At 63.5% G+C, this 18,281-nt stretch carries 20 protein-coding genes and 1 pseudogene; 10 read left to right on the top strand and 11 right to left on the bottom strand.

Going from position 1 to position 18,281, the window contains the following annotated elements; all coding sequences use genetic code 11:
- Positions 1-121 precede the first annotated feature (121 nt).
- Positions 122-784: pseudogene (locus KUF59_RS17305) on the bottom strand (amidohydrolase family protein); the annotation flags it as partial.
- A gap of 48 nt (positions 785-832) precedes the next feature.
- On the bottom strand, positions 833-1,135 hold the full coding sequence (locus KUF59_RS17300; protein WP_258769717.1) for a hypothetical protein: 303 nt from the start codon (positions 1,133-1,135) through the stop codon (positions 833-835).
- A 427-nt stretch (positions 1,136-1,562) separates the two neighbouring features.
- Here KUF59_RS17300 and KUF59_RS17295 point away from each other — a divergent pair, with 427 nt between their 5' ends.
- A complete protein-coding gene (locus KUF59_RS17295) occupies positions 1,563-1,772 on the top strand; it encodes a hypothetical protein (protein ID WP_212458577.1) in 210 nt (69 codons plus the stop codon).
- Between the two features lie 11 nt (positions 1,773-1,783).
- Here the strand turns inward: KUF59_RS17295 and KUF59_RS17290 are convergent, their stop codons facing one another.
- Entirely contained in the window at positions 1,784-2,503 is a 720-nt protein-coding gene (locus KUF59_RS17290) for a GntR family transcriptional regulator (RefSeq protein WP_212458388.1), read from the bottom strand.
- A 258-nt stretch (positions 2,504-2,761) separates the two neighbouring features.
- On the opposite strand from KUF59_RS17290, the gene KUF59_RS17285 reads away from it, so the two are divergent.
- The 6 genes from KUF59_RS17285 to KUF59_RS17260 all read left to right on the top strand — a co-directional run bounded on the left by KUF59_RS17285 (position 2,762) and on the right by KUF59_RS17260 (position 8,363).
- Positions 2,762-3,748 (top strand): ABC transporter ATP-binding protein, encoded by a 987-nt coding sequence (locus tag KUF59_RS17285; RefSeq protein WP_212458387.1) that lies wholly within the window; start codon positions 2,762-2,764, stop codon positions 3,746-3,748.
- Positions 3,749-3,790: 42 nt separating this feature from the next.
- Positions 3,791-5,080 carry an ABC transporter substrate-binding protein gene (locus tag KUF59_RS17280; protein ID WP_212458386.1) on the top strand — a complete coding sequence of 430 codons (1,290 nt, stop codon included), beginning with the start codon at positions 3,791-3,793 and terminating at the stop codon, positions 5,078-5,080.
- The gene (locus KUF59_RS17275; RefSeq protein WP_212458385.1) at positions 5,080-6,039 is read left to right on the top strand and encodes an ABC transporter permease; all 960 of its coding nucleotides are present in this window, start codon (positions 5,080-5,082) and stop codon (positions 6,037-6,039) included. Before KUF59_RS17280 ends, KUF59_RS17275 begins: the two co-directional genes overlap by 1 nt.
- A 3-nt stretch (positions 6,040-6,042) precedes the next feature.
- Positions 6,043-6,921, top strand: a complete 879-nt coding sequence (locus tag KUF59_RS17270) for an ABC transporter permease (protein ID WP_212458384.1) — start codon at positions 6,043-6,045, stop codon at positions 6,919-6,921.
- Between the two features lie 5 nt (positions 6,922-6,926).
- Entirely contained in the window at positions 6,927-7,658 is a 732-nt protein-coding gene (locus KUF59_RS17265) for an aspartate/glutamate racemase family protein (protein WP_212458383.1), read from the top strand.
- A gap of 207 nt (positions 7,659-7,865) precedes the next feature.
- Complete coding sequence (locus tag KUF59_RS17260) at positions 7,866-8,363, top strand: hypothetical protein (RefSeq protein ID WP_212458382.1); 498 nt, start codon at positions 7,866-7,868, stop codon at positions 8,361-8,363.
- Between the two features lie 228 nt (positions 8,364-8,591).
- Here KUF59_RS17260 and KUF59_RS17255 read toward each other — a convergent pair whose 3' ends face one another.
- Positions 8,592-8,915: a hypothetical protein gene (locus KUF59_RS17255; protein WP_212458381.1), complete on the bottom strand. Its 324-nt coding sequence runs from the start codon at positions 8,913-8,915 to the stop codon at positions 8,592-8,594.
- Between the two features lie 96 nt (positions 8,916-9,011).
- On the opposite strand from KUF59_RS17255, the gene KUF59_RS17250 reads away from it, so the two are divergent.
- Positions 9,012-9,239 carry a hypothetical protein gene (locus KUF59_RS17250; RefSeq protein WP_212458380.1) on the top strand — a complete coding sequence of 76 codons (228 nt, stop codon included), beginning with the start codon at positions 9,012-9,014 and terminating at the stop codon, positions 9,237-9,239.
- Between the two features lie 18 nt (positions 9,240-9,257).
- Here KUF59_RS17250 and KUF59_RS17245 read toward each other — a convergent pair whose 3' ends face one another.
- Complete coding sequence (locus tag KUF59_RS17245) at positions 9,258-9,788, bottom strand: gamma carbonic anhydrase family protein (RefSeq protein ID WP_212458379.1); 531 nt, start codon at positions 9,786-9,788, stop codon at positions 9,258-9,260.
- A gap of 103 nt (positions 9,789-9,891) precedes the next feature.
- On the bottom strand, positions 9,892-10,221 hold the full coding sequence (locus tag KUF59_RS17240; protein ID WP_212458378.1) for a DUF6949 family protein: 330 nt from the start codon (positions 10,219-10,221) through the stop codon (positions 9,892-9,894).
- 220 nt (positions 10,222-10,441) lie between these two features.
- On the opposite strand from KUF59_RS17240, the gene KUF59_RS17235 reads away from it, so the two are divergent.
- Both KUF59_RS17235 and KUF59_RS17230 read left to right on the top strand, forming a co-directional pair.
- Positions 10,442-11,152: a hypothetical protein gene (locus KUF59_RS17235; protein ID WP_212458377.1), complete on the top strand. Its 711-nt coding sequence runs from the start codon at positions 10,442-10,444 to the stop codon at positions 11,150-11,152.
- Positions 11,153-11,499: 347 nt separating this feature from the next.
- Entirely contained in the window at positions 11,500-12,189 is a 690-nt protein-coding gene (locus KUF59_RS17230; RefSeq protein WP_212458376.1) for a hypothetical protein, read from the top strand.
- A 390-nt stretch (positions 12,190-12,579) separates the two neighbouring features.
- On the opposite strand, the gene KUF59_RS17225 is transcribed toward KUF59_RS17230, so the two are convergent.
- The 5 genes from KUF59_RS17225 to KUF59_RS17205 are packed head-to-tail and all read right to left on the bottom strand — an operon-like array spanning position 12,580 to position 18,243.
- The gene (locus KUF59_RS17225) at positions 12,580-13,749 is read right to left on the bottom strand and encodes an aminotransferase class V-fold PLP-dependent enzyme (protein WP_212458375.1); all 1,170 of its coding nucleotides are present in this window, start codon (positions 13,747-13,749) and stop codon (positions 12,580-12,582) included.
- A 17-nt stretch (positions 13,750-13,766) separates the two neighbouring features.
- Positions 13,767-15,068, bottom strand: coding sequence for a serine hydroxymethyltransferase (locus KUF59_RS17220; protein WP_212458374.1), 1,302 nt, complete (start codon positions 15,066-15,068; stop codon positions 13,767-13,769).
- Positions 15,069-15,128: 60 nt separating this feature from the next.
- Positions 15,129-15,923: an amino acid ABC transporter ATP-binding protein gene (locus tag KUF59_RS17215; protein ID WP_249140300.1), complete on the bottom strand. Its 795-nt coding sequence runs from the start codon at positions 15,921-15,923 to the stop codon at positions 15,129-15,131.
- Complete coding sequence (locus KUF59_RS17210) at positions 15,920-17,053, bottom strand: amino acid ABC transporter permease (RefSeq protein WP_212458373.1); 1,134 nt, start codon at positions 17,051-17,053, stop codon at positions 15,920-15,922. Before KUF59_RS17210 ends, KUF59_RS17215 begins: the two co-directional genes overlap by 4 nt.
- Positions 17,050-18,243, bottom strand: coding sequence for an ABC transporter permease subunit (locus KUF59_RS17205; RefSeq protein ID WP_212458372.1), 1,194 nt, complete (start codon positions 18,241-18,243; stop codon positions 17,050-17,052). The genes KUF59_RS17210 and KUF59_RS17205 overlap by 4 nt, the downstream gene beginning before the upstream one ends.
- Positions 18,244-18,281 lie beyond the last annotated feature (38 nt).

Here is an 18,281-nt window from a genome sequence, read left to right as displayed (position 1 = left end):
CAACCTTTTTGGGCCACCGTCAGCGCGCAGGAATGTTCTTGTAGACCTTGCCGCCCTTCATGATCACCACGAAATTCTTTGCGGGATCTTCGACGAGCTTGATGTTCTCGAGCGGGTTGCCAGAAGCGCCCTGCATGAGCTGCTCGCGCGCGCGCACGCGAACCTCGTCCGGACTGTCGGCGATCGCGGCGCCGCCGATCAGTTCCATGCGGCTGAGCATGCCGCCGATCGTTCGCGGCAGTTCGGAGAGCTGGCGGAAGTCGCCATGACCGCTGGTGATCGTGATCATTGCGCCCGAAGGATAGATGCGCGGACCGACGACGAGCTCATCGTCGATGGCCCGCTTGAGGCCGAAGGCCGGCCCACCCACATCGCGCACCGTGGTGAAGCCCCGCATCAGCGTCGCGGTCGCCTCGGCAGCGGCGAGCAGATTGTTGTAGCCGACATCGCCTGCGAGCGCGGCCATCGGCGACGGACGCACCAGCATCGCGTGCCAATGCGCGTCGATCAGCCCGGGCATCAGCACGCGGCCGCCGCCATTGATCGCCGTGGCGTCGGCCGTGATATCCGCGGTCGAGATCTTCTCGATCTTGCCGTTGCGGACGAGAACGTTTGATGGCGCCGAGAGCGCGCTGCTCTTCCCGTCGAAGATGCGGACGTTCCGGAACAGGACGGCGGCATCCTGCTGCGCCTGTGCAGCAAGCGAGACCCCAAGGCTCATTCCAATCGCGATGAGCAGCGCGGCCGCTCCGCCGCGCCTGCCGCCTTTCCCTGCACGCGACATGCTTGATCTCCCCTGACGATGTGTGAGCGCAGTCGCGCTCTTCTTCGATCACCTCCAGCGCCACCCGCAGTGACGACGCCCGCGATGCCACCAGCACACCCAGCGCCGGCGTGGTCGGTGCCGGGGCGGCGGACGATGCGGCGGACGCTGGCCCGGACCCGGCAATGGACGGGCAGCTTGCGCATAGGTGCGGGCGGCAGATCCGCCCCTGTTCGGAGCGGGATGACCGTCGAGCGGCTCAACCGGCAAGGCAGCGGCTGCGTCCTGCGGCCACAGGCTCACGCCTGCACCGGCGAGGATCACGCCTCCAAGCAACGTGCGCAGCGCGCCGCGACGATCCATTTCGTTCATGGGGTTCTCCTTCGCGAAGTCCCCTGCCCGCTTATTCCAACTCACTCTTTGCGGCAGCACTCCGCAGAACGGACTCCACTCATGTTGGCTCCATTCCTGAATTCTACGCGCAACAACAAGTTGATGCCGACGACCATATCGAGTCAATTTACAACCATAGAGCGATTACGCAGGACTGCCATACGGCTTGATGGGAGACGCAATAGCCGTGACGTTGCAGCGGGAATTTTCGGCAAGTGCGTAAGCGCCACTGTCGCGCTTGCATCGAACTCTAGTCAAAAAACGCACATCGCCTCCAACTCGTGATCAACGCAAGATTGCAATCGTCCCGCACGGGAGTACGATCCCGTGTGGTCTGCGCAACAGGAGGCCATGGGGCAGAACGGGAGCTTTGCAGGCAGGCCTGCATCAAGTGACGAGGCGCAACATGGTGGCACAAACGAGCGACGGACACATTCTGCTGACCAAAAAGCTCGGCGGACTCTTTGCAATCATCATCGGATGTCTGCTGACGGCGGTCGGCGTCACCTTCGAATCTTCAGGCACGACGATCTTGGGCGTGCTGTTTCTTGCGCTTGGCGCCGTCCTGCTCGTGCTCAAGATTATCAGGCGAAACCAGGGACCGCCGTTGACATAGGCGCGGCTAGCTTACGCGCCCAGCACATCCGCGAGCCGCAACTCGTCCGCAGCGGATTCCTTCAGGAACAGTTCCGCCTCGATCTCCCGGAGATGCGAGAGCATCAATGCGCGCGCCTGCGCCTTGTCCTTCTTTCGGATCGCGGTGACGATCTCGGCATGATGGCTGGTACCGCAGGCAGGCGTATCGTGACGGCGGTACAGCAGGATGATGAGCGAGGAGCGCGCGATCAGCTCCTTGAGAAAGCCGGCATAGATGCTGTGGCCACTCATCTCCGCGACGAGCCGGTGGAATTCACCTGACAAGCGAACCGAGGCTCGGGCGTCGCCACGCTGTTCAGCCTCGCGCTCTTCGGCGAGATGCTGCTGGAGGCGGTCGAGCCAGTCCGGCGAGGCCGCATCGACGGCGTGGTCAACGATCGAGGGCTCGATCAGCCGCCGCGCCTCGAACACTTCGCGCGCGTCGGCGGGCGTCGGCCGAGCCACGAACGCACCGCGATTCTTCTCGATGGCGACAATGCCCTCATGCGCGAGCTGCTGCAGTGCGGTGCGCACCAGCGTGCGGCTTGCGCCATAGATCTCGCCGATCTCATCCTCGCCGAGTTTTGTCCCCGGCAACAGCCGGTGCTCCAGGATCGCGGTCGTCACGCCTTCCCTGATACGGCTGACGCGGTCGCTGCCCTGATCGGGCGCAATCACCGGCTCGGATTTCGGTTGGGCTTTGGCGGCCATTGATGAGGGCTCGATCGTCGGACTCACCAGCAAGGGTAGTCGACCTGCCGTATCCAATGACAGGCGAAAGATTATACAATCCCTGCCGGTTTTGTGTGCATATAGTTGAGGCAAGATGCGCAGCCGACGATCAAGATCGGCGGACCCAGAGCTAACGACCTGACTTTGCTGGATCATTTGTGGAGATCCGCTCGCGCAACCCGGTTGGCATGACCCTCGCAGAGAGAAGCGGGCGTCTGCCTTGTCCCAGGAAAGTCCATGGCCCTCCCCGCCGCCCTCGAACTGGTCGCCGTCACCAAGCGCTACGACACCACGCTGGCGGTCGACGCCGTCAATCTGAAGATTCCCGCCGGCACCTATTGCTGCCTGCTTGGTCCCTCCGGCTGCGGCAAGACCTCGACGTTGCGGATGATTGCCGGCCACGAGGCCGTCAGCGCGGGCGACATCATCCTCGGCGCCCAGAACGTCACCGACCTGCCGCCGGCCGATCGCGGAACGGCGATGATGTTTCAGTCCTACGCCCTGTTTCCGCATTTGACCGTGATCGACAACGTCGCCTTCGCGCTGAAGATGCGCGGCATCGACAAGCCGACGCGGCACAAGCAGGCCGGTGAGCTGCTCGAACTGGTGGCGATGAGCCAGTATGCGGGGCGCCTGCCGGCGCAGCTCTCCGGCGGCCAGCAGCAGCGCGTCGCGCTCGCGCGTGCGCTCATCACCGAGCCGCAGATCCTCCTGCTCGACGAGCCGCTCTCCGCGCTCGACCCGTTCCTCCGGGTCAGGATGCGCGGCGAGTTGAAGCGGCTCCAGCGCGAGCTCGGCATCAGCTTCATCCAGGTCACCCACGGCCAGGAAGAGGCGATGGCGCTCGCCGACCACATCGTGGTGATGAACCACGGCAAGATCGAGCAGCAGGGCACCGCGCGCGAGATCTTCCATCATCCCCGCACCGAATTCGTGGCGCGCTTCATCGGCGGCCACAACGTGCTCAGCGACGCCGGCAAGCTCATCGCCGTGCGCGCCGATCAGCTCGGCATCGTGCCGTTCACTGACGGCGCGTTCGGCGCACCGGCGCTGCTGACCCAGACCGAGTACCAGGGCTCCTACATCGCCGTCTCGCTCGCGCTCGACGACGGCACCACCCTGTTCTCCCATGTTCCCGAGGCCGTCTTCGACACCCACCCCTTCCGTCCGGGCGATCGCGTGCTGGCCACTTGGGATCCCGCCAAGGCGCAACGCCTGCAATAGCGTCCATCGTTCGTGAAAATGCGCAACAGAGGAGTGACTGATATGACCGAGACGACCAGAAGGAAGGGCCTCAGCCGCCGCACGTTATTGAAGGGCACCGCGGGTCTCGCGGGCCTTGCCGCCGGCTCCGGCGCCATCACCGGCTTCCCCTATGTGATGTCGGCCGACCCGAAGGTGCTGCGCTATCTCGGCACGGCCGTGAACGAAGGCGACGACATCTCGAAGCAGTGCCTGAAGGACACCGGCATCAAGATCGAATACATCACCGCCACCACCGACGACGTCACCAAGCGCGTGATGACCCAGCCGAACTCGTTCGACGTGCTGGACACCGAATATTTCTCGCTGAAGAAGCTTGTGCCCTCCGGCAACATTCTCGCCCTCGACGCCAAGAAGATCAAAGAATTCGGCAACATCACGCCGGTCTTCACCAAGGGTGAGACACCCGGCGGCAAGAAGATCGGCGGCCAGGGCACAGCACCCTGGAAGGTGCTCTATCTCGAAGGCAAGGACTCCAAGAAGTTCGCGACGTCGGCGACCGAATTCGTGACGCTGATTCCGACCGTCTATAACGCCGACACGCTCGGCATCCGTCCCGACCTCATCAAGCGCCCGATCTCGTCCTGGGCCGAGCTGCTCAACCCCGAATTCAAGGGCAAGGCCTCGATCCTCAACATCCCCTCGATCGGCATCATGGATGCCGCGATGGTCGTCGAAGCCACCGGCAAATACAAATATGCCGACAAGGGCAACATGACCAAGGAAGAGATCGATCTCACCATGAAGGTGCTGACCGAGGCCAAGAAGGCCGGCCAGTTCCGCGCCTTCTGGAAGGATTTTAACGAGAGCGTCAACCTGATGGCCGCAGGCGAGACCGTCATCCAGTCGATGTGGTCGCCGGCCGTGACCAAGGTGCGCTCGATGGGCATCCCCTGCACCTTCCAGCCGCTGAAGGAAGGCTACCGCTCCTGGGCCTCGGGCTTCTGCGTCTCCAAGGGCGTGTCGGGTGCCAAGCTCGAATGGGCCTATGAGTTCGTCAACTGGTTCCTGTCCGGCTACGCCGGCGCCTATCTCAACCGCCAGGGCTACTACTCGGCCGTGCTCTCGACCGCGAAGGCGCACATGGAGCCTTACGAGTGGGCCTATTGGATGGAGGGCAAGCCCGCCGAGAAGGACATCAAGGCCCCCGACGGCTCGCTGCTCGAGAAGGCCGGCGCAGTGCGTGACGGCGGCTCCTACGAGGACCGCATGGGCGGCGTCGCCTGCTGGAACGCCGTCATGGACGAGAACGACTACATGGTCCGCAAGTGGAATGAGTTCATCGCTGCGTGATGACCGCCTCGGATGAAATACTGCAGGAGGGATCCCCGGGCGTGACCCTGGGATCCCCCAAGGCACAGGCGTCGCTCACGCGGCGTCTGTCGCCCTCCTTCGTCTCCTGGCTCCAGGCCGGGCCGATGATGCTGGTGTTTCTCGCCTTCTTCCTGATCCCGCTGGTCTTCGTGGTGATCGTGTCCTTCTGGGACTACAATGAATACCAGTTGCTGCCGCACTTCTCCGGCCGCGGCTACACCGACACGTTCGAAGGCTGCATCGACAAGTTGCCCGAACTCTGCACGATCGGCCGCACCTATGTGATGACGCTGAAGCTCTGCTTCATGGTCTGGGCGATCACGCTCTTCATCGGCTTCTGGGTTGCCTATTTCCTCGCCTTCCACATCAAGTCCAAGACCTGGCAGATGGGGCTGTCGCTGCTCTGCACGATCCCGTTCTGGACCTCCAACGTCATCCGCATGATCGCGTGGATTCCGCTACTCGGCCGCAACGGCCTGGTGAACTCCGGCCTCGTCAAGGCGGGGTTGATCAACCACCCGGTCGAATGGCTGCTGTTCTCCGAATTCTCCGTGGTGCTGGCGCTCGTGCACCTCTTCACCTTCTTCATGGTGGTGCCGATCTTCAATTCGATGGTGCGCATCGACAAATCGCTGATCGAAGCGGCCTACGACGCCGGCGCATCGGGCTTCCAAACGCTCGTCAACGTCATCATCCCGCTTTCAAAACCCGGCATCGTGATCGGCTCGATCTTCGTCATCACCATCGTGATGGGCGATTTCATCACCATCGGCGTGATGGGTGGCCAGCAGATCGCCGCCGCCGGCAAGATCATCGAGACACGGGTGAACGCACTGCAATTCCCGGCTGCGGCCGCGAATGCTGTGATCCTGCTCGTCATTACGTTCCTGATCATCACCATGATGTCGCGCATCGTCGACATCAAGAAGGAGCTATAGGCGATGACGGAAGGACGCTCGCGCAGCTTCTACGTGCTCGCAATCTTCTTCGCGGCCTATGTGCTGTTTCTCTATGGCCCGATGATCGCGATCTACATCCTGTCGTTCCAGGGACCGTCGGGCGGCCTCACCTTCCCGATGAACGGCGTATCGACCTACTGGATCGCAAAGCTGTTCCAGGGCACCGGCATCGTCGATCTCGGTGCAGCCTTCCGCCGCTCGCTGCTGCTCGGCATCATCGTGATGATCGTCACCGTCGTGCTGTCGGTCGCGGCCGGCATGGCGTTCCGCAGGAAGTTCAAGGCGCAAAGCATTTTGTTCTACTCCGCGATCGCCAGCCTCATCGTTCCCTCGATCATCACCTCGCTCGGCATCTCGCTTGAATTCCGCATCATCGACGATCTGATCAAGGCGCATTGGCACGAGAATTTTGAGACCTCGATGGGTCTGCTCACCTCCGGGCTTGGCGCGCATCTGACCTGGACGCTGCCGTTCGGCCTTCTCATCATGTTCGCGATCTTCAACCGTTTTGACCCCAGGCTCGAGGAAGCCGCTCGCGACCTCGGTGCTACGCCGTGGCAAACCTTCCGCCATGTCGTGCTGCCGATCATCCTGCCCTCCGTGATCGGCATTGGACTGTTCGGCTTCACGCTGTCCTGGGACGAACTCGCGCGCTCGAGCCAGGCGATCGGGGCGGTGAATACATTGCCGCTCGATCTTCAGGGCCTCACCACGACAGTGACGAACCCTGACATCTATGCGCTCGGCACCGTGATCTCGGCCGTCTCGTTCACGGTGATCACGCTTGCGCTCGGCACCATCCACGTGCTGAACAAGCGGCAGGCGGCCAAGGGCTCGGACGCCGGCAAGGGACTTGTCTGATCGCGATGCGGCTGCACATCGTCAATCCCAACACGACGGCGTCGATGACGGCGAAGATCGCGGCGGCCGCCCGCGCCGTCGCACTGCCCGACACCGTGGTCGATGCACGCCAGCCCGAGATGGGCCCGGTCTCGATCGAGGGTTTTTACGACGAAGCGTTCGCCGTGCCCGGCATGCTCGGCTGTATCAGAGACGCCGACCGTGACGGCGCGGACGCCCACATCATCGCCTGCTTCGACGACACCGGCCTCGATGCCGCGCGTGCCGTGGCCAGGGCACCGGTGATCGGCATCGGCGAGGCCGCATTCCACATGGCAAGCCTCATCGCCGCGCGCTTTGCCGTTGTCACGACACTGGGCGTCTCGATCGTGCCGATCGAGCACAATCTGCAGAAGTATGGCCTCCTCGCCCGCTGTGCCCGCGTCCGCGCCGCAGAAGTCCCGGTGCTCGCGCTCGAAGAGCGCAACGCGGATGCGCTGGCCAAGATCTCCGGCGAGATCGCGGCCGCCATCAGCGACGACCGGGCCGAGGCCATCGTGCTCGGCTGCGCCGGCATGGCGGATCTCGCAGGCGAGCTCGCGGCCAGGCACGGCCTGCCCGTCGTCGATGGCGTCGCCGCGGCGGTGACACTGGCGGAGGGGCTGGTGCGACTCGGCCTCAAGACCTCCCGCCTCGGGCCGTATGCGACGCCGGGGGCGAAGGCCTATTCGGGCCTGTTCTCACGGTTTCAGCCCTGAACGCGGCCAAAAGGTCCGATTGAGGCCTAGGACGAGCCATTTTCGCGGGGCGGACGGCCGTCTGTCCGTAGTTTTTGGGCCATTAGCCTCGTTTTCGTCCCATTCCTTGCCGAAATGTAACTTTTTCGGGACGTCCCGGCCGCCGTAGCGACCGGTCTTTGCCGCATCAAGTTTACACCTCAGCTTTACTTGGGGGCTTTGTCTGGGATGATCGATCACGCGCCCGCCGAACTGCAAAGCAACACCTTCAGCCGTCTCGGCGCCCAGCCGATTGCGCTGACGGCCGCAGCGCTCGTCCTCCTCATCGCCGGCGTCACCTCGATCGCGGTCTGGCGCGCCTATACCGGCGCGGCACCGGAGAGCGATCGGGTGGTGGCGTCGCGGCAGCTCCAGGCCCGCACCGCACAGGCCTCCGAACAGCTCGTGGAAAAGACCAAAGGTCTGGAAGCCACCCAGCAGGAGTCGATCGACCAGCTCCAGGTCGTCCAGGACCAGCTCCAGACCGTCCGGCGCCTGCTCGCAAGCCAGCAGGCCGACACCAAGCGGCTGTCCGAACAGGTCGCGAGCCTGAACGAATCCATTGACGGACTTCGGAAATCCTTCGCCAGCGCCCAGTCCAGCGAGCCCGAGACGCCGACCGTGACCCGGCGCAAGCCGGTCCGCTACCACGCCAGTGCCCGCAAAAGAGGCAAGTCACGCGGCTGATTCGCGCGGTGACTAATTTTTGCCGCTTGTGAACTGGATCACATTTCCCCGTGTGATTCCGCGTCATGGTTGGGTTCACCGGATGGCGTGAGCCGATTTTAATATCCGGGGCTGGCAAGGTCGTTGACGGTATACTGCGTCAACGGCCTTGTTCTTTTAGAGGCTCACGCCGTTTCCCTCGCTCGCAGACCTCGACGTTATGGGGCAGATTGACGCGAAGCTTCGCCGTCAGCAGCCGCGGCAGATACCCTTCAGGCGCTTGTCGATCACCCTGTTCTCTTCCTGGACGACCGCGTCGGTTGATTTGTCGGCTCCCGCCGCGCCGTGTCCCGTACCCGTGGTCACGCCTGAGGATTGCGCCGTGCCGAGGCTGTTGGTCCCGGGCGGCGGCGACGGAGACTGTCGCGTCGCGCCCGTCGCGTTACCTGCGCCTGCCGCTCCCGTCGTGGCCGACCCCGCGGTCCCACCACCGCTTTGCGCGAAAGAGGACGCCGGCATCCCCGCCAGCATCAGACAGGCGACGACCGAAACTGTTGCGTACAATCTGGCCATTGGAAATTCTCCGTTCGGAAACCAACGGCACACCGGCGGGCCCGTTCCGGAACAATCTTAGCCGCGCAGGATTTGAGAATGGGAGGCGCTACTTCAATGCGCAAACTGATCGCCTTCGACGACGACACGCTCGACAGACTGAAACAACTGGGACGCGACCGGAAGTCGACGCTTCAGGAGCTCGCGGACGAAGCGTTCGCCGATCTCCTGAAGAAGCACAACATTCCGGCCGACCTGCGCGACGCGCTGCGCAAGAGCGTCAATCTCGATCGCGCACCTTCGCGCGCGAGCGCGCGCCAAAAATCCGGAAAGGCAAAGTCGTGACGCAGATCGCGTGAGCGCTCAACCGATCCGCTTCAATCCCTTCGTGAAGCGCGGGCCGTTGGCGACATAGAAGCGCGCCGCACTGCCCATCTTCTGGACCTGCTCATCATCGAGGGGGCGGATCACCCGCGCCGGCGAGCCGATGATCAGGGAGCGCTCGGGAAATTCCTTGCCTTCGGTGATGACGGAGCCCGCGCCGACGATGCTGTTGCGGCCGATCCGCGCGCCGTTCATCACGATCGAGCCCATGCCGACCAGCGCGCCGTCGTCCAGCGTGCAGCCGTGCAGGATGACGTTGTGGCCGACGGTGCAGTTCTTGCCGATGACCAGCGGAAAGCCGAGATCCGTGTGGCAGGTCGATCCGTCCTGGACGTTGGAGCCCTCGCCGACCTCGATCCACTCATTGTCGCCGCGAAGCACCGCGCCGAACCAGACGCTGGCGCCCGGCTTGAGGCGCACGCGGCCGATCACGGTTGCGGTTTCAGCAATGAAGTAATTTCCGTCGGCCGGAAGATCGGGCTTCTGCCCGTCGAGCTCGTAGATCGCCATGGAGGTCTCCTGTCACGAAGACCTTGGCATAGCGGGCGCGTGCCGTTCAAGCCAAGCGGTTTGCAAGCAAAGCGAGCGGGCCTGTCGGAACCGCAAACCGTGGTCAGCCCAGCACGCCGGTCGCGCGCAGCGTCATCAGGAAGAAGGTGCCGCTCATCATGCTCCAGAAACCCGCGATGATGGTGGCCATCATCACGAATTCGAAGCGGCGGTTCTCCAGCCGCGCGCCGCGCAGCGTGTTGCGCATGATGATGAAGGGCGCCGCGAACACCAGGAACGGCACGGCGGCAAACGTCTTCGGCGCCACGCCCTGCTGCAACAGCCCGAAGCCGGCGGGCCGCGTCGCAAAGACCTGGAAGCCGCTGACCAGCGCGCCCGCAAACGCGAACCCGATCAAGATCGAGAACAGGGAATTCAACGCCTCAGGTGACATCGGATGGGTTCCGCCAATACGCAACGCGACGGGCAACCTGTGACAAAAAGTACGGCTCCGCGCCAGATTATCCTTAAGGAAGGGTTAACAGCGGCCGGAGCGCCGGGTATCCGTCCCGCATGCCCGGAATGCTCCGCGAATGGGCCGCCGCATGGCATATTCGCCTCTGATTCGTCGGCCAGCGGCCGACCTAGCGGCAAGGCGCATCCAAAGCTCAGCGATGACGGTGTTCTCGGCAACCTCCCCTCGCCCTCGCAACGGCCGCGCCCGCACGCACATGCTGCCGATCGCGGTGGGCGGCGCCTTTGCGGCCGCAGCGCTCGCGCTGGTCGCCTATCTCCTGTGGCCGACCTGGGGCACGGTCATCGGCGCAAGCGCGCCGGAAAAACTGCCGGTCAGCATCGGCAACACGCTGTTCAACGTTCCGACCGCGGCGATAAGGATGAAGATCCAGCGCCACTCCGGGCCGCAGGAGCGCATCGACCTCGATTTCCTCTACCCCTCGCTCGAAGCCCCGGGCGCGCCGAAGCATGTCACCGCCGACAGCATCGACGCGACGATGCAGCCGATCGACCGCATCTTCCTCTCCATCTCGGCGCATCACGATGCGCTGGCGCCGGAGACGCGGGTTGCCACCATCTATCCGCGCTATCTCGATCCCGCCCCGGGCGTGGTGGACGACGGGCTGATACTGCGCAAATTCCGCACGGAGACGCCTTATGGCAGCGAGGACCTGGCCTCCGCCGCAAGCCCGCCCCTGAACGCGCGCTGCACGCGCGATGCGACAACACCCGGCATGTGCCTCTCCGAGCGACGCATCGGCGGCGCCGACCTCACCTTCCGCTTTCCGCGAAGCTGGCTTGGCAACTGGCGCGAGGTGGCGGACGCGATGGAGAAGCTGACGGCGCAGTTGCGCGGGCCGAAGGGATAAGCGCGGCGCGTTTGCGCGGCCATGAGATCGGCTTTGCGGGAGGGCTCCCGCCAAAGCATCGAAACAACCCCATGCACAGTAGCCGGATTGCCGGAATGACGACCTGCGTCTTTTCCGAAAATGACTTGACGCGTCGGGCAAATCGGGGGTAAGGTGGCATCGTTGCATGATCCCGGCGGCCGCCTGGTCATCGTCTCCGAGCAGGCAACACTCTCCGATCGACAATTGCAAGAGCCCTTGCGAAACCCATCGCTTGTCTCAACCAACATGCCAAAAGACGGTTGCCGTGCCGTCATCGATGGGTTTCGCTGCGCCCTACCATCCTACGAGCTAATTGGACTTCACCCATGAAGCGGGGCTGCCTCACCGCGCTTATTGTGCTCGTGCTGAGCGTGGGAACCTTAGTGGTCGGCTATAGGTACAAATATCCCGACTACAGCTACCGCTACCGGTTGACGATCAATATCGAAGTTGACGGCAAGATCCACTCAGGATCGAGCGTCATTGAAGTCAAGTGGCGAGGCGGCCCGGTTATCGGTGACGGCGGTCCTTTTGGTCCTTCCGTTAAAGGACAGGCCGCGCTGCTGGATCTCGGAGATCGCGGAGTCGTGGTGGCGACGCTGATAAATGATGAGAGTTATGGTCCCGCAAAGGATGGTGCGCTTGGTGCACTCTGGGTCGCCGCGGAGGCGTTCGGAAATCACAGCACAGTGCCAGAGATACCGCAGTTGCCCGATTTGCACGGCAAGCGGGATCTTGCGCTAACCAAACTGCCTCGCCTCCTTTGGTTTTCAAATCCTCAGGATCCGATGACCGCTAGGAAATTGTTGGTGCAGGAAATTCCGGAGACTTTTGGCCCGTCGGCCCGTTTCGCGGGCGCTTCCGTAGAAATCACAAGCGATCCCATCGTGATTGATATTCGACAAAAGTTCGCTTGGCTGAAGCCGTTGGAAGACAAGTCTGCGCTGAGTAACGTCATCTATCTCCCAAACAAACTTGGCATTAGTCGCTATCTATTTATTGGAGACGCGTCATGACAAGTGATCTCTTTCTCGCAATTTTCGCGATGGATGCCTACGATCGGACTGGGAGTCAAAAACTCCTCAGCCCGTAGGAGAAGTCGAGCCTTTGCGAAACCCATCGCACTCTTCAACCACCACATCGAAGCGCGTTGCTGTACCGTCATCGATGGGTTTCGCTTCGCTCTACCCATCCTTGTATTAGCCCGATCGCTTATATTGAGCCGTTCCGTGAGGAATGGCCCAGCCCGGGTGGCCGCCCGAGCAGGGCCGCCGTTCGATCGGATCGGTCCCATCGAAGCCTTGAGGGCTGTCTGACGTAGCGAGATCGCGACCGGCACTTCATCGGGACCCGAATGGTTGAACGAACTACGAACTCGCGCGTCTTTCCGAAAATCGCCTGATGTGTCAGGCCGCCGCGCCGGCGCGGGCGGGCAACGTGCCGCGCTCGGCGAGCACCTGCGCGAACCGGTCGACATCCTCGGCCATGTTGAACAGGCCGAAGGACACGCGGATGCCGTCGCGCTCCGGAGACACGCGCACCTGCCGGCTGGCGAGATAATCGGCCCACTCCTCCGCCGGCAAATCCAGCACGTAGATGTGCGGCGAGCGATTGGCGCGGTCGCGCGGCCCGATGAGGCGAATACCGAGATGGTCGATACGCTCGATCAGGCGGTCGCCGAGATCGTAGAGGTGCGCCTCGATGGCGGATGAGCCGACGCTCTCGATCAGCGTGAGCGAGGCGTCCAGGGCATGGATGTCCGGCAGGTTGAAATTGCCGATCTCGAACCGCCCCGCGCCGGCCTTCAGCGCCATGTTGTCGGCACGCGCGATGTAGTCGCCTGGCGGATGGGCAAGGCTCGACATCGCGAGATAGGCGGGCTGCAACTCGTCGAGCCCTTGCCGGCAATAGAGGATGCCGAGCCCCTGCGGCACCAGCAGTCCCTTGTGGCAGCCCGAGCCGATCAGGCTTGCTCCGCTCGCCCGGACATTGAGCGGGATGACACCGGTCGACTGCATCGCGTCGATGACGAAGTAGAGCCGCCTCTCGGCGCAAAGTGCTCCGATGCCGTCGATGTCGAAACGGTGTCCCGCGTGGAAGGTGACATGCGAGAGCGAGATTGCGCGCGTGCGGGCATCGATGTGGGGCGCGAACATCTCGGCCTGGGCCGTTTCGCCCGTCATCGGCACGAAGCGAACCTCCACGCCCTTGCGTCTCAGGTTGAGGAACGCATAGGCGTTGTTCGGATGGTCGCCTTCGACGAGGAGCACATTGTCTCCCGCCGTCAACGGCAATGCGTTCGCGGCGATATTCATGCCCTCGGAGGTGTTCTTGGTGAAGGCAATCTCGTCCGGCGCGGCGTTGAGAAGCTTCGCCACGCGGGCACGAACCTGCTCGACCCGGTCAAGCCAGACGGGTTTTGGGCCCGCCATCTCATGGCCTTCACGATAGAAGCCGAGCAGCGCCTCGCGAACGCTGGTGGCAAGGGGCGTCTGATGCGCGGAGTCGAGATAGAGCAGGCGCTCGGTCACAGGGAATTGGCTGCGGACCGCAGCGACGTCGTAGTGGCGGCTCATGATGCGTGGCTCTGGCTTCAATCGACAAAGGACGGAATGGGATGGGCGATGGCGAGGTCCTTCAGCCTGCGCAGCCGCGCCGGATCCACTGGAGCGGTCGGGCCGGCGCGCAGGATCGCCGCGACCTCGCGACCAAGCGTCCTTGCTTCAGCCGTATCGAAGCCGCGGATCGTCAGTGCGATGCTGCCAAACCGGAACGCGGTCCGCGGTTCGCCTGATAGCCCCGGTGCGCGCATCGCGTTTCCGATCACGCCGTAGGCGCCAAGCCCCGCGACCAATTCCGGCTGCGTCCAGCTCTCGCCGGTGTAGGCCATGATCATGTGCGAGTCCGTACCGCCGGTGTAGAGCTCGATCCCGCCCTCCTCCAGACCCACGCCGAAGGCCTTGGCATTCGCGACGACGTCACGCATGAGCTGCGCAAAGGCCGGGCGGGTGATCATCTCCATCTGCACGGCGCGCGCCGCGATCATGTTCGAGGCCGCCGGGCCCTGTAGCCCCGGATAGACCGCGGCGTCGATGGCGGCGCCAAAACGCTCCCTGGCGAAGACGAAGGCGCCGTTGCGCGGTCCGCACAAGGTCTTCTGCGTCGAGCTCGAGGACACGTCGGAGTACGGAACCGGATTGGCATGGAGGCCAACCGCAATCAGCCCCGCGACATGGGCGATGTCGGTAAAGAAGAGCGCGCCGACTTCATCGGCGATGGTCTTCAATCCGGCGAAGTGGATCTCGCGCGGATAGGACGACGGGCCGGCAAGCAAAACGTGTGGCTTCACCTTGCGCGCGAGGTCGCGGGCCTGGTCCAGATCGACCGCGCCGGCGCGGGTGACCCCGAAAGAGACCACCTCGCGGTTCGCGCCCGTGATGTGGCGCATGGCGCCGTGGCTGACATGGCCGCCGGCGAGCTCGTCGAAGGTGAGCAATCGCGCGCCCTCAGCCGGCAGGATCGCGCGCAGGACGGCGACATTGGCGATGGTCGACGACAGCGCCTGCACGTTGACGTACTCGGCGCCGAAGATCGCCTTGGCACGATCGATGGCGAGATTCTCGATCGCGTCGAGCTCTTCACAATTGGCGACGCTGCGACGGCCGGGCAGTCCCATCGGCGCACGGTTGACGAGGTGGGTTCCCTCGATCTGTCGCAGGCCAAGGGGCGCATAGGACGCGGACGCGATCATGTTGAGGGACAGCACCTCCCGCTTGCGGTCCTGGTCGATCAGCGCGACGACGTCAGCGCCGATCTGATGGGCATCGGCCCCGAAGAAGCTGTGCCAGTTGGCGGCGGGTGAATGGGGCCGAACGGCGCCCGTCGAAAGTGACATGTGTGGTCCTCTTATCTCAGTGATCGGAATTCTGCCTTGGCGTTGACAGCGACGGCTTCGTCAATGACGGAGCACGCGCGAGAGAAAGGTTTGGGTTCGCTCATGCGTCGGCCGGTCGAATATCTCGGCCGGCGTGCCGATCTCCAGGATGCGTCCGTGATCGATGTAGACGACGCGGTCGGCGACCTCGCGGGCGAAGCCCATCTCGTGGGTCACGATCATCATCGTCATGCCTTCGCGCGCGAGCTCGCGCATGACGTCAAGCACCTCGCCGACCATCTCGGGGTCGAGCGCCGAGGTCGGCTCGTCGAACAGCATGATGTGCGGCTCCATTGCCAGCGACCGGGCAATGGCGACGCGTTGCTGCTGACCGCCGGAGAGCTGAGCCGGAAGCTTGTGGGCGTGGTCGCGCAGCCCGACCCGTTCGAGCAGGCGCAACGCGGTCGCCTTCGCTTCGTCGGGCTTGCGGCCGCGAACACGGATCGGCGCAATCGCGACGTTGTCGATCGCGCTCATATGCGGGAAGAGATTGAACTGCTGGAACACCATGCCGACGCCCTTGCGGATCCTGGCCAACTCCTTCTCGCCGCCGATTTCACGATCGGCTTCTGTCGGCATGCTGAAGCCGTCCACGGTCAGCCGTCCGCTCTGGTACATCTCCAGACCGTTGACACAGCGGATCAGGGTCGACTTTCCTGACCCGCTGGCGCCGATGATGACGACGACCTCACCGCGACCGACATCGAGATCGATGTCTTTCAGGACATGGAACGCACCGAAGGACTTGTTGAGCCTGTTGATGCTGACGATGACGTCGCGCGACGTCGCGACTTCCGGAATCTGGATGGCGTTCATCGCGATCCCCTTGCGAGATGAGCTTCTAATCGGCGCGAGGCGTAGGTGATGGCACCGCCGATGGCGAAATAGACGGCGAAAAGAAAGACGTAGATCTCGTAGGTCCGGCCGCTGTTTTGCGGATCGGCGAGGATCATCTGTCCGGCGCGCAGGAAGTCGGTCAGCCCGATGATGAAGACCAGCGTTGCGCCGTTGAAGATGTCGAGGATCTGTCCGACCAGCGACGGAACCACAACCCGCAGCGCCTGCGGCAGCACGATGTCGACGTTGAGCGTCCAACTGCTCATCGCGAGCGAACGCGCGGCTTCGATCTGGCCCTTCGGAACCGCTTGAAGTCCGCTGCGGACATATTCCGCGACATAGGCCGCGAAGAAGAGCGCGTAACCGGCCATGCCGCGCAGCAGGCTCGGAACGGATGAATCCGGCGCCAGCAGCGGCACGATGATCCAGATCCAGTAGACGACGAGGATGAGCGGCACCGACCGCATCGTCTCGATATAGGCGGTCGAAATCACGCGCAGGCTCGCGATACGGCTCTGCCGGCCGAGCGCGAGCAATATCCCGAACGGCAAGGTCAGAATCGAGACCGCGATCGTCAAGACGACGCTGAGCAGCAGACCGCCCCAGACCTCGAAGCCCGGTGGCGAGAGCACGAGGAAGATTGCCACCACGCCCGCGAGAAGTCCTGATAGCACGATGCGCTGGTCAAGATACGAATGATGGACCGCGATCCATGCGGCGACGCCGAGCGCAATAGCAACGGTCGTGAGCAGGCCGGCCGACACGCCGACGGCGGCCGCAATCGTTCCGGCGATCACAGCCGCGACTATTGCAACGACCGCCATCGCGGCACGCCCCGGGCGAACCGAAAGGCCAAGGCCCGCACCGAACATCGCGCAAAGCGTCGCGACAGAGAACCATGCCCGCCAGAGCTGATCGGCGGGGTATATGCCGGTCATCAGCACCTTGAGGCTGCCGCCGATGACCTCCCAATGCGCCTCAACCAGTATCCAGTGCGCAAAGGCATAACCCGCCCACGCCAATGTGGGGATGACCACAAGCGAAAGTGCGGTGTCGAACGGTTTTGCGAAGAGATTGCGGTGCAGCCACCGCAGCACGACCGTCGTCATCGTGCCCCCCGTCCATTCACACGCGCGTTGACGGCGTTGACGCAGGCACTGATGATCCAGCTCAGCGCGAGGTAGGTCAGCATCACGATCACGACGCCTTCGAGGTTTCGTCCGGTTTGGTTCGAGACGGTGCCGTAGACGTTGAACAGGTCGGGAAAGCCGATTGCGATCCCCAGCGAAGTGTCCTTGGTCAGGCTGATGTACCGGTTGGCGAGCGACGGCAGCACGATGCGGAAGACCTGGGGAAGGATGATGTCGCGCAGCGTGTGCGAACGCGACAGCCCGAGCGAGGCAGACGCCTCCCATTGCCCCTTCGGCAGGGCCTCGATCGCGCCGCGGACGATCTCGGCCACATAGGCCGAGCTGTTGACGACGATCGCGAGCAGCAGCGCCGTCATTTCCGGCGACAGGGCAAAACCTCCGCGCGCGCCGAACCTTGTGGCGACCGGCAGGTCGAGGCCGAGCGGCGAACCGATGAGAGCGGTTGCGATCAGGGCCGAGATCGTCACGGCCAAGAGGATCAGCCGGCGTCGGGGCCCTCTCAGGACGATGCACGCGACGGCTGATGCGACGGCGATGGCGAGCAATGCCCAGGACGCAAATCCGGCACTCTCGGAGATCACGAGGCCCGGCAAATAGACGCCCGAACGGCTGACAAGGAGGCTGCCGAACCAATTCGACGCGGCGCTGGCCGGAGGGAAACGCAGGACCACCGCAAAATACCAGAACACGATCTGGATCAGCAGCGGCGTGTTGCGCACGGCTTCGACGAGCCCGAAGCAGAGATTGCGCACCAGCCAGTTGGTCGAGAGCCGGCCGATGCCGACCAGCGTTCCGAAGATGGTGCAGAGGACGATCGCCGACAGCGCGACCTTCAGCGAATTCCACAGCCCCGCCAGCAGCGCCTGCAGATTGCTGTGGGAGGGAGAGAAGGGCTCAAGAACCGGCCAGCTGCCCTCACGCGACGGAACGAGCCCTTCGCTGAGACTGAAATTCGCAATGTTGCCGAGATAACCGAACGAGAAATGGATGCCCTTGCGGGCCAGTGCCTCTCGGACGGCAAGGCCGAGCCAGATGACCAGCGCAGCCACCACGATCACGATCGCTGCCTGCACGAGCCATCTGGACGCGATGAGCAGGCGGCGACGTGCCGGCGGGATGGTGTGATACTCGGCGATCTCTGTGGTCACGATCCGCCTCTCGCGTTCGGGCGAGCCAGCCGGCTCGC

This window comes from Bradyrhizobium arachidis, assembly GCF_024758505.1.
GTDB lineage: Bacteria > Pseudomonadota > Alphaproteobacteria > Rhizobiales > Xanthobacteraceae > Bradyrhizobium > Bradyrhizobium manausense_C.
Note: the sequence above shows the minus strand (reverse complement) of the source record. Positions and strands in the feature narration are given on the sequence as shown.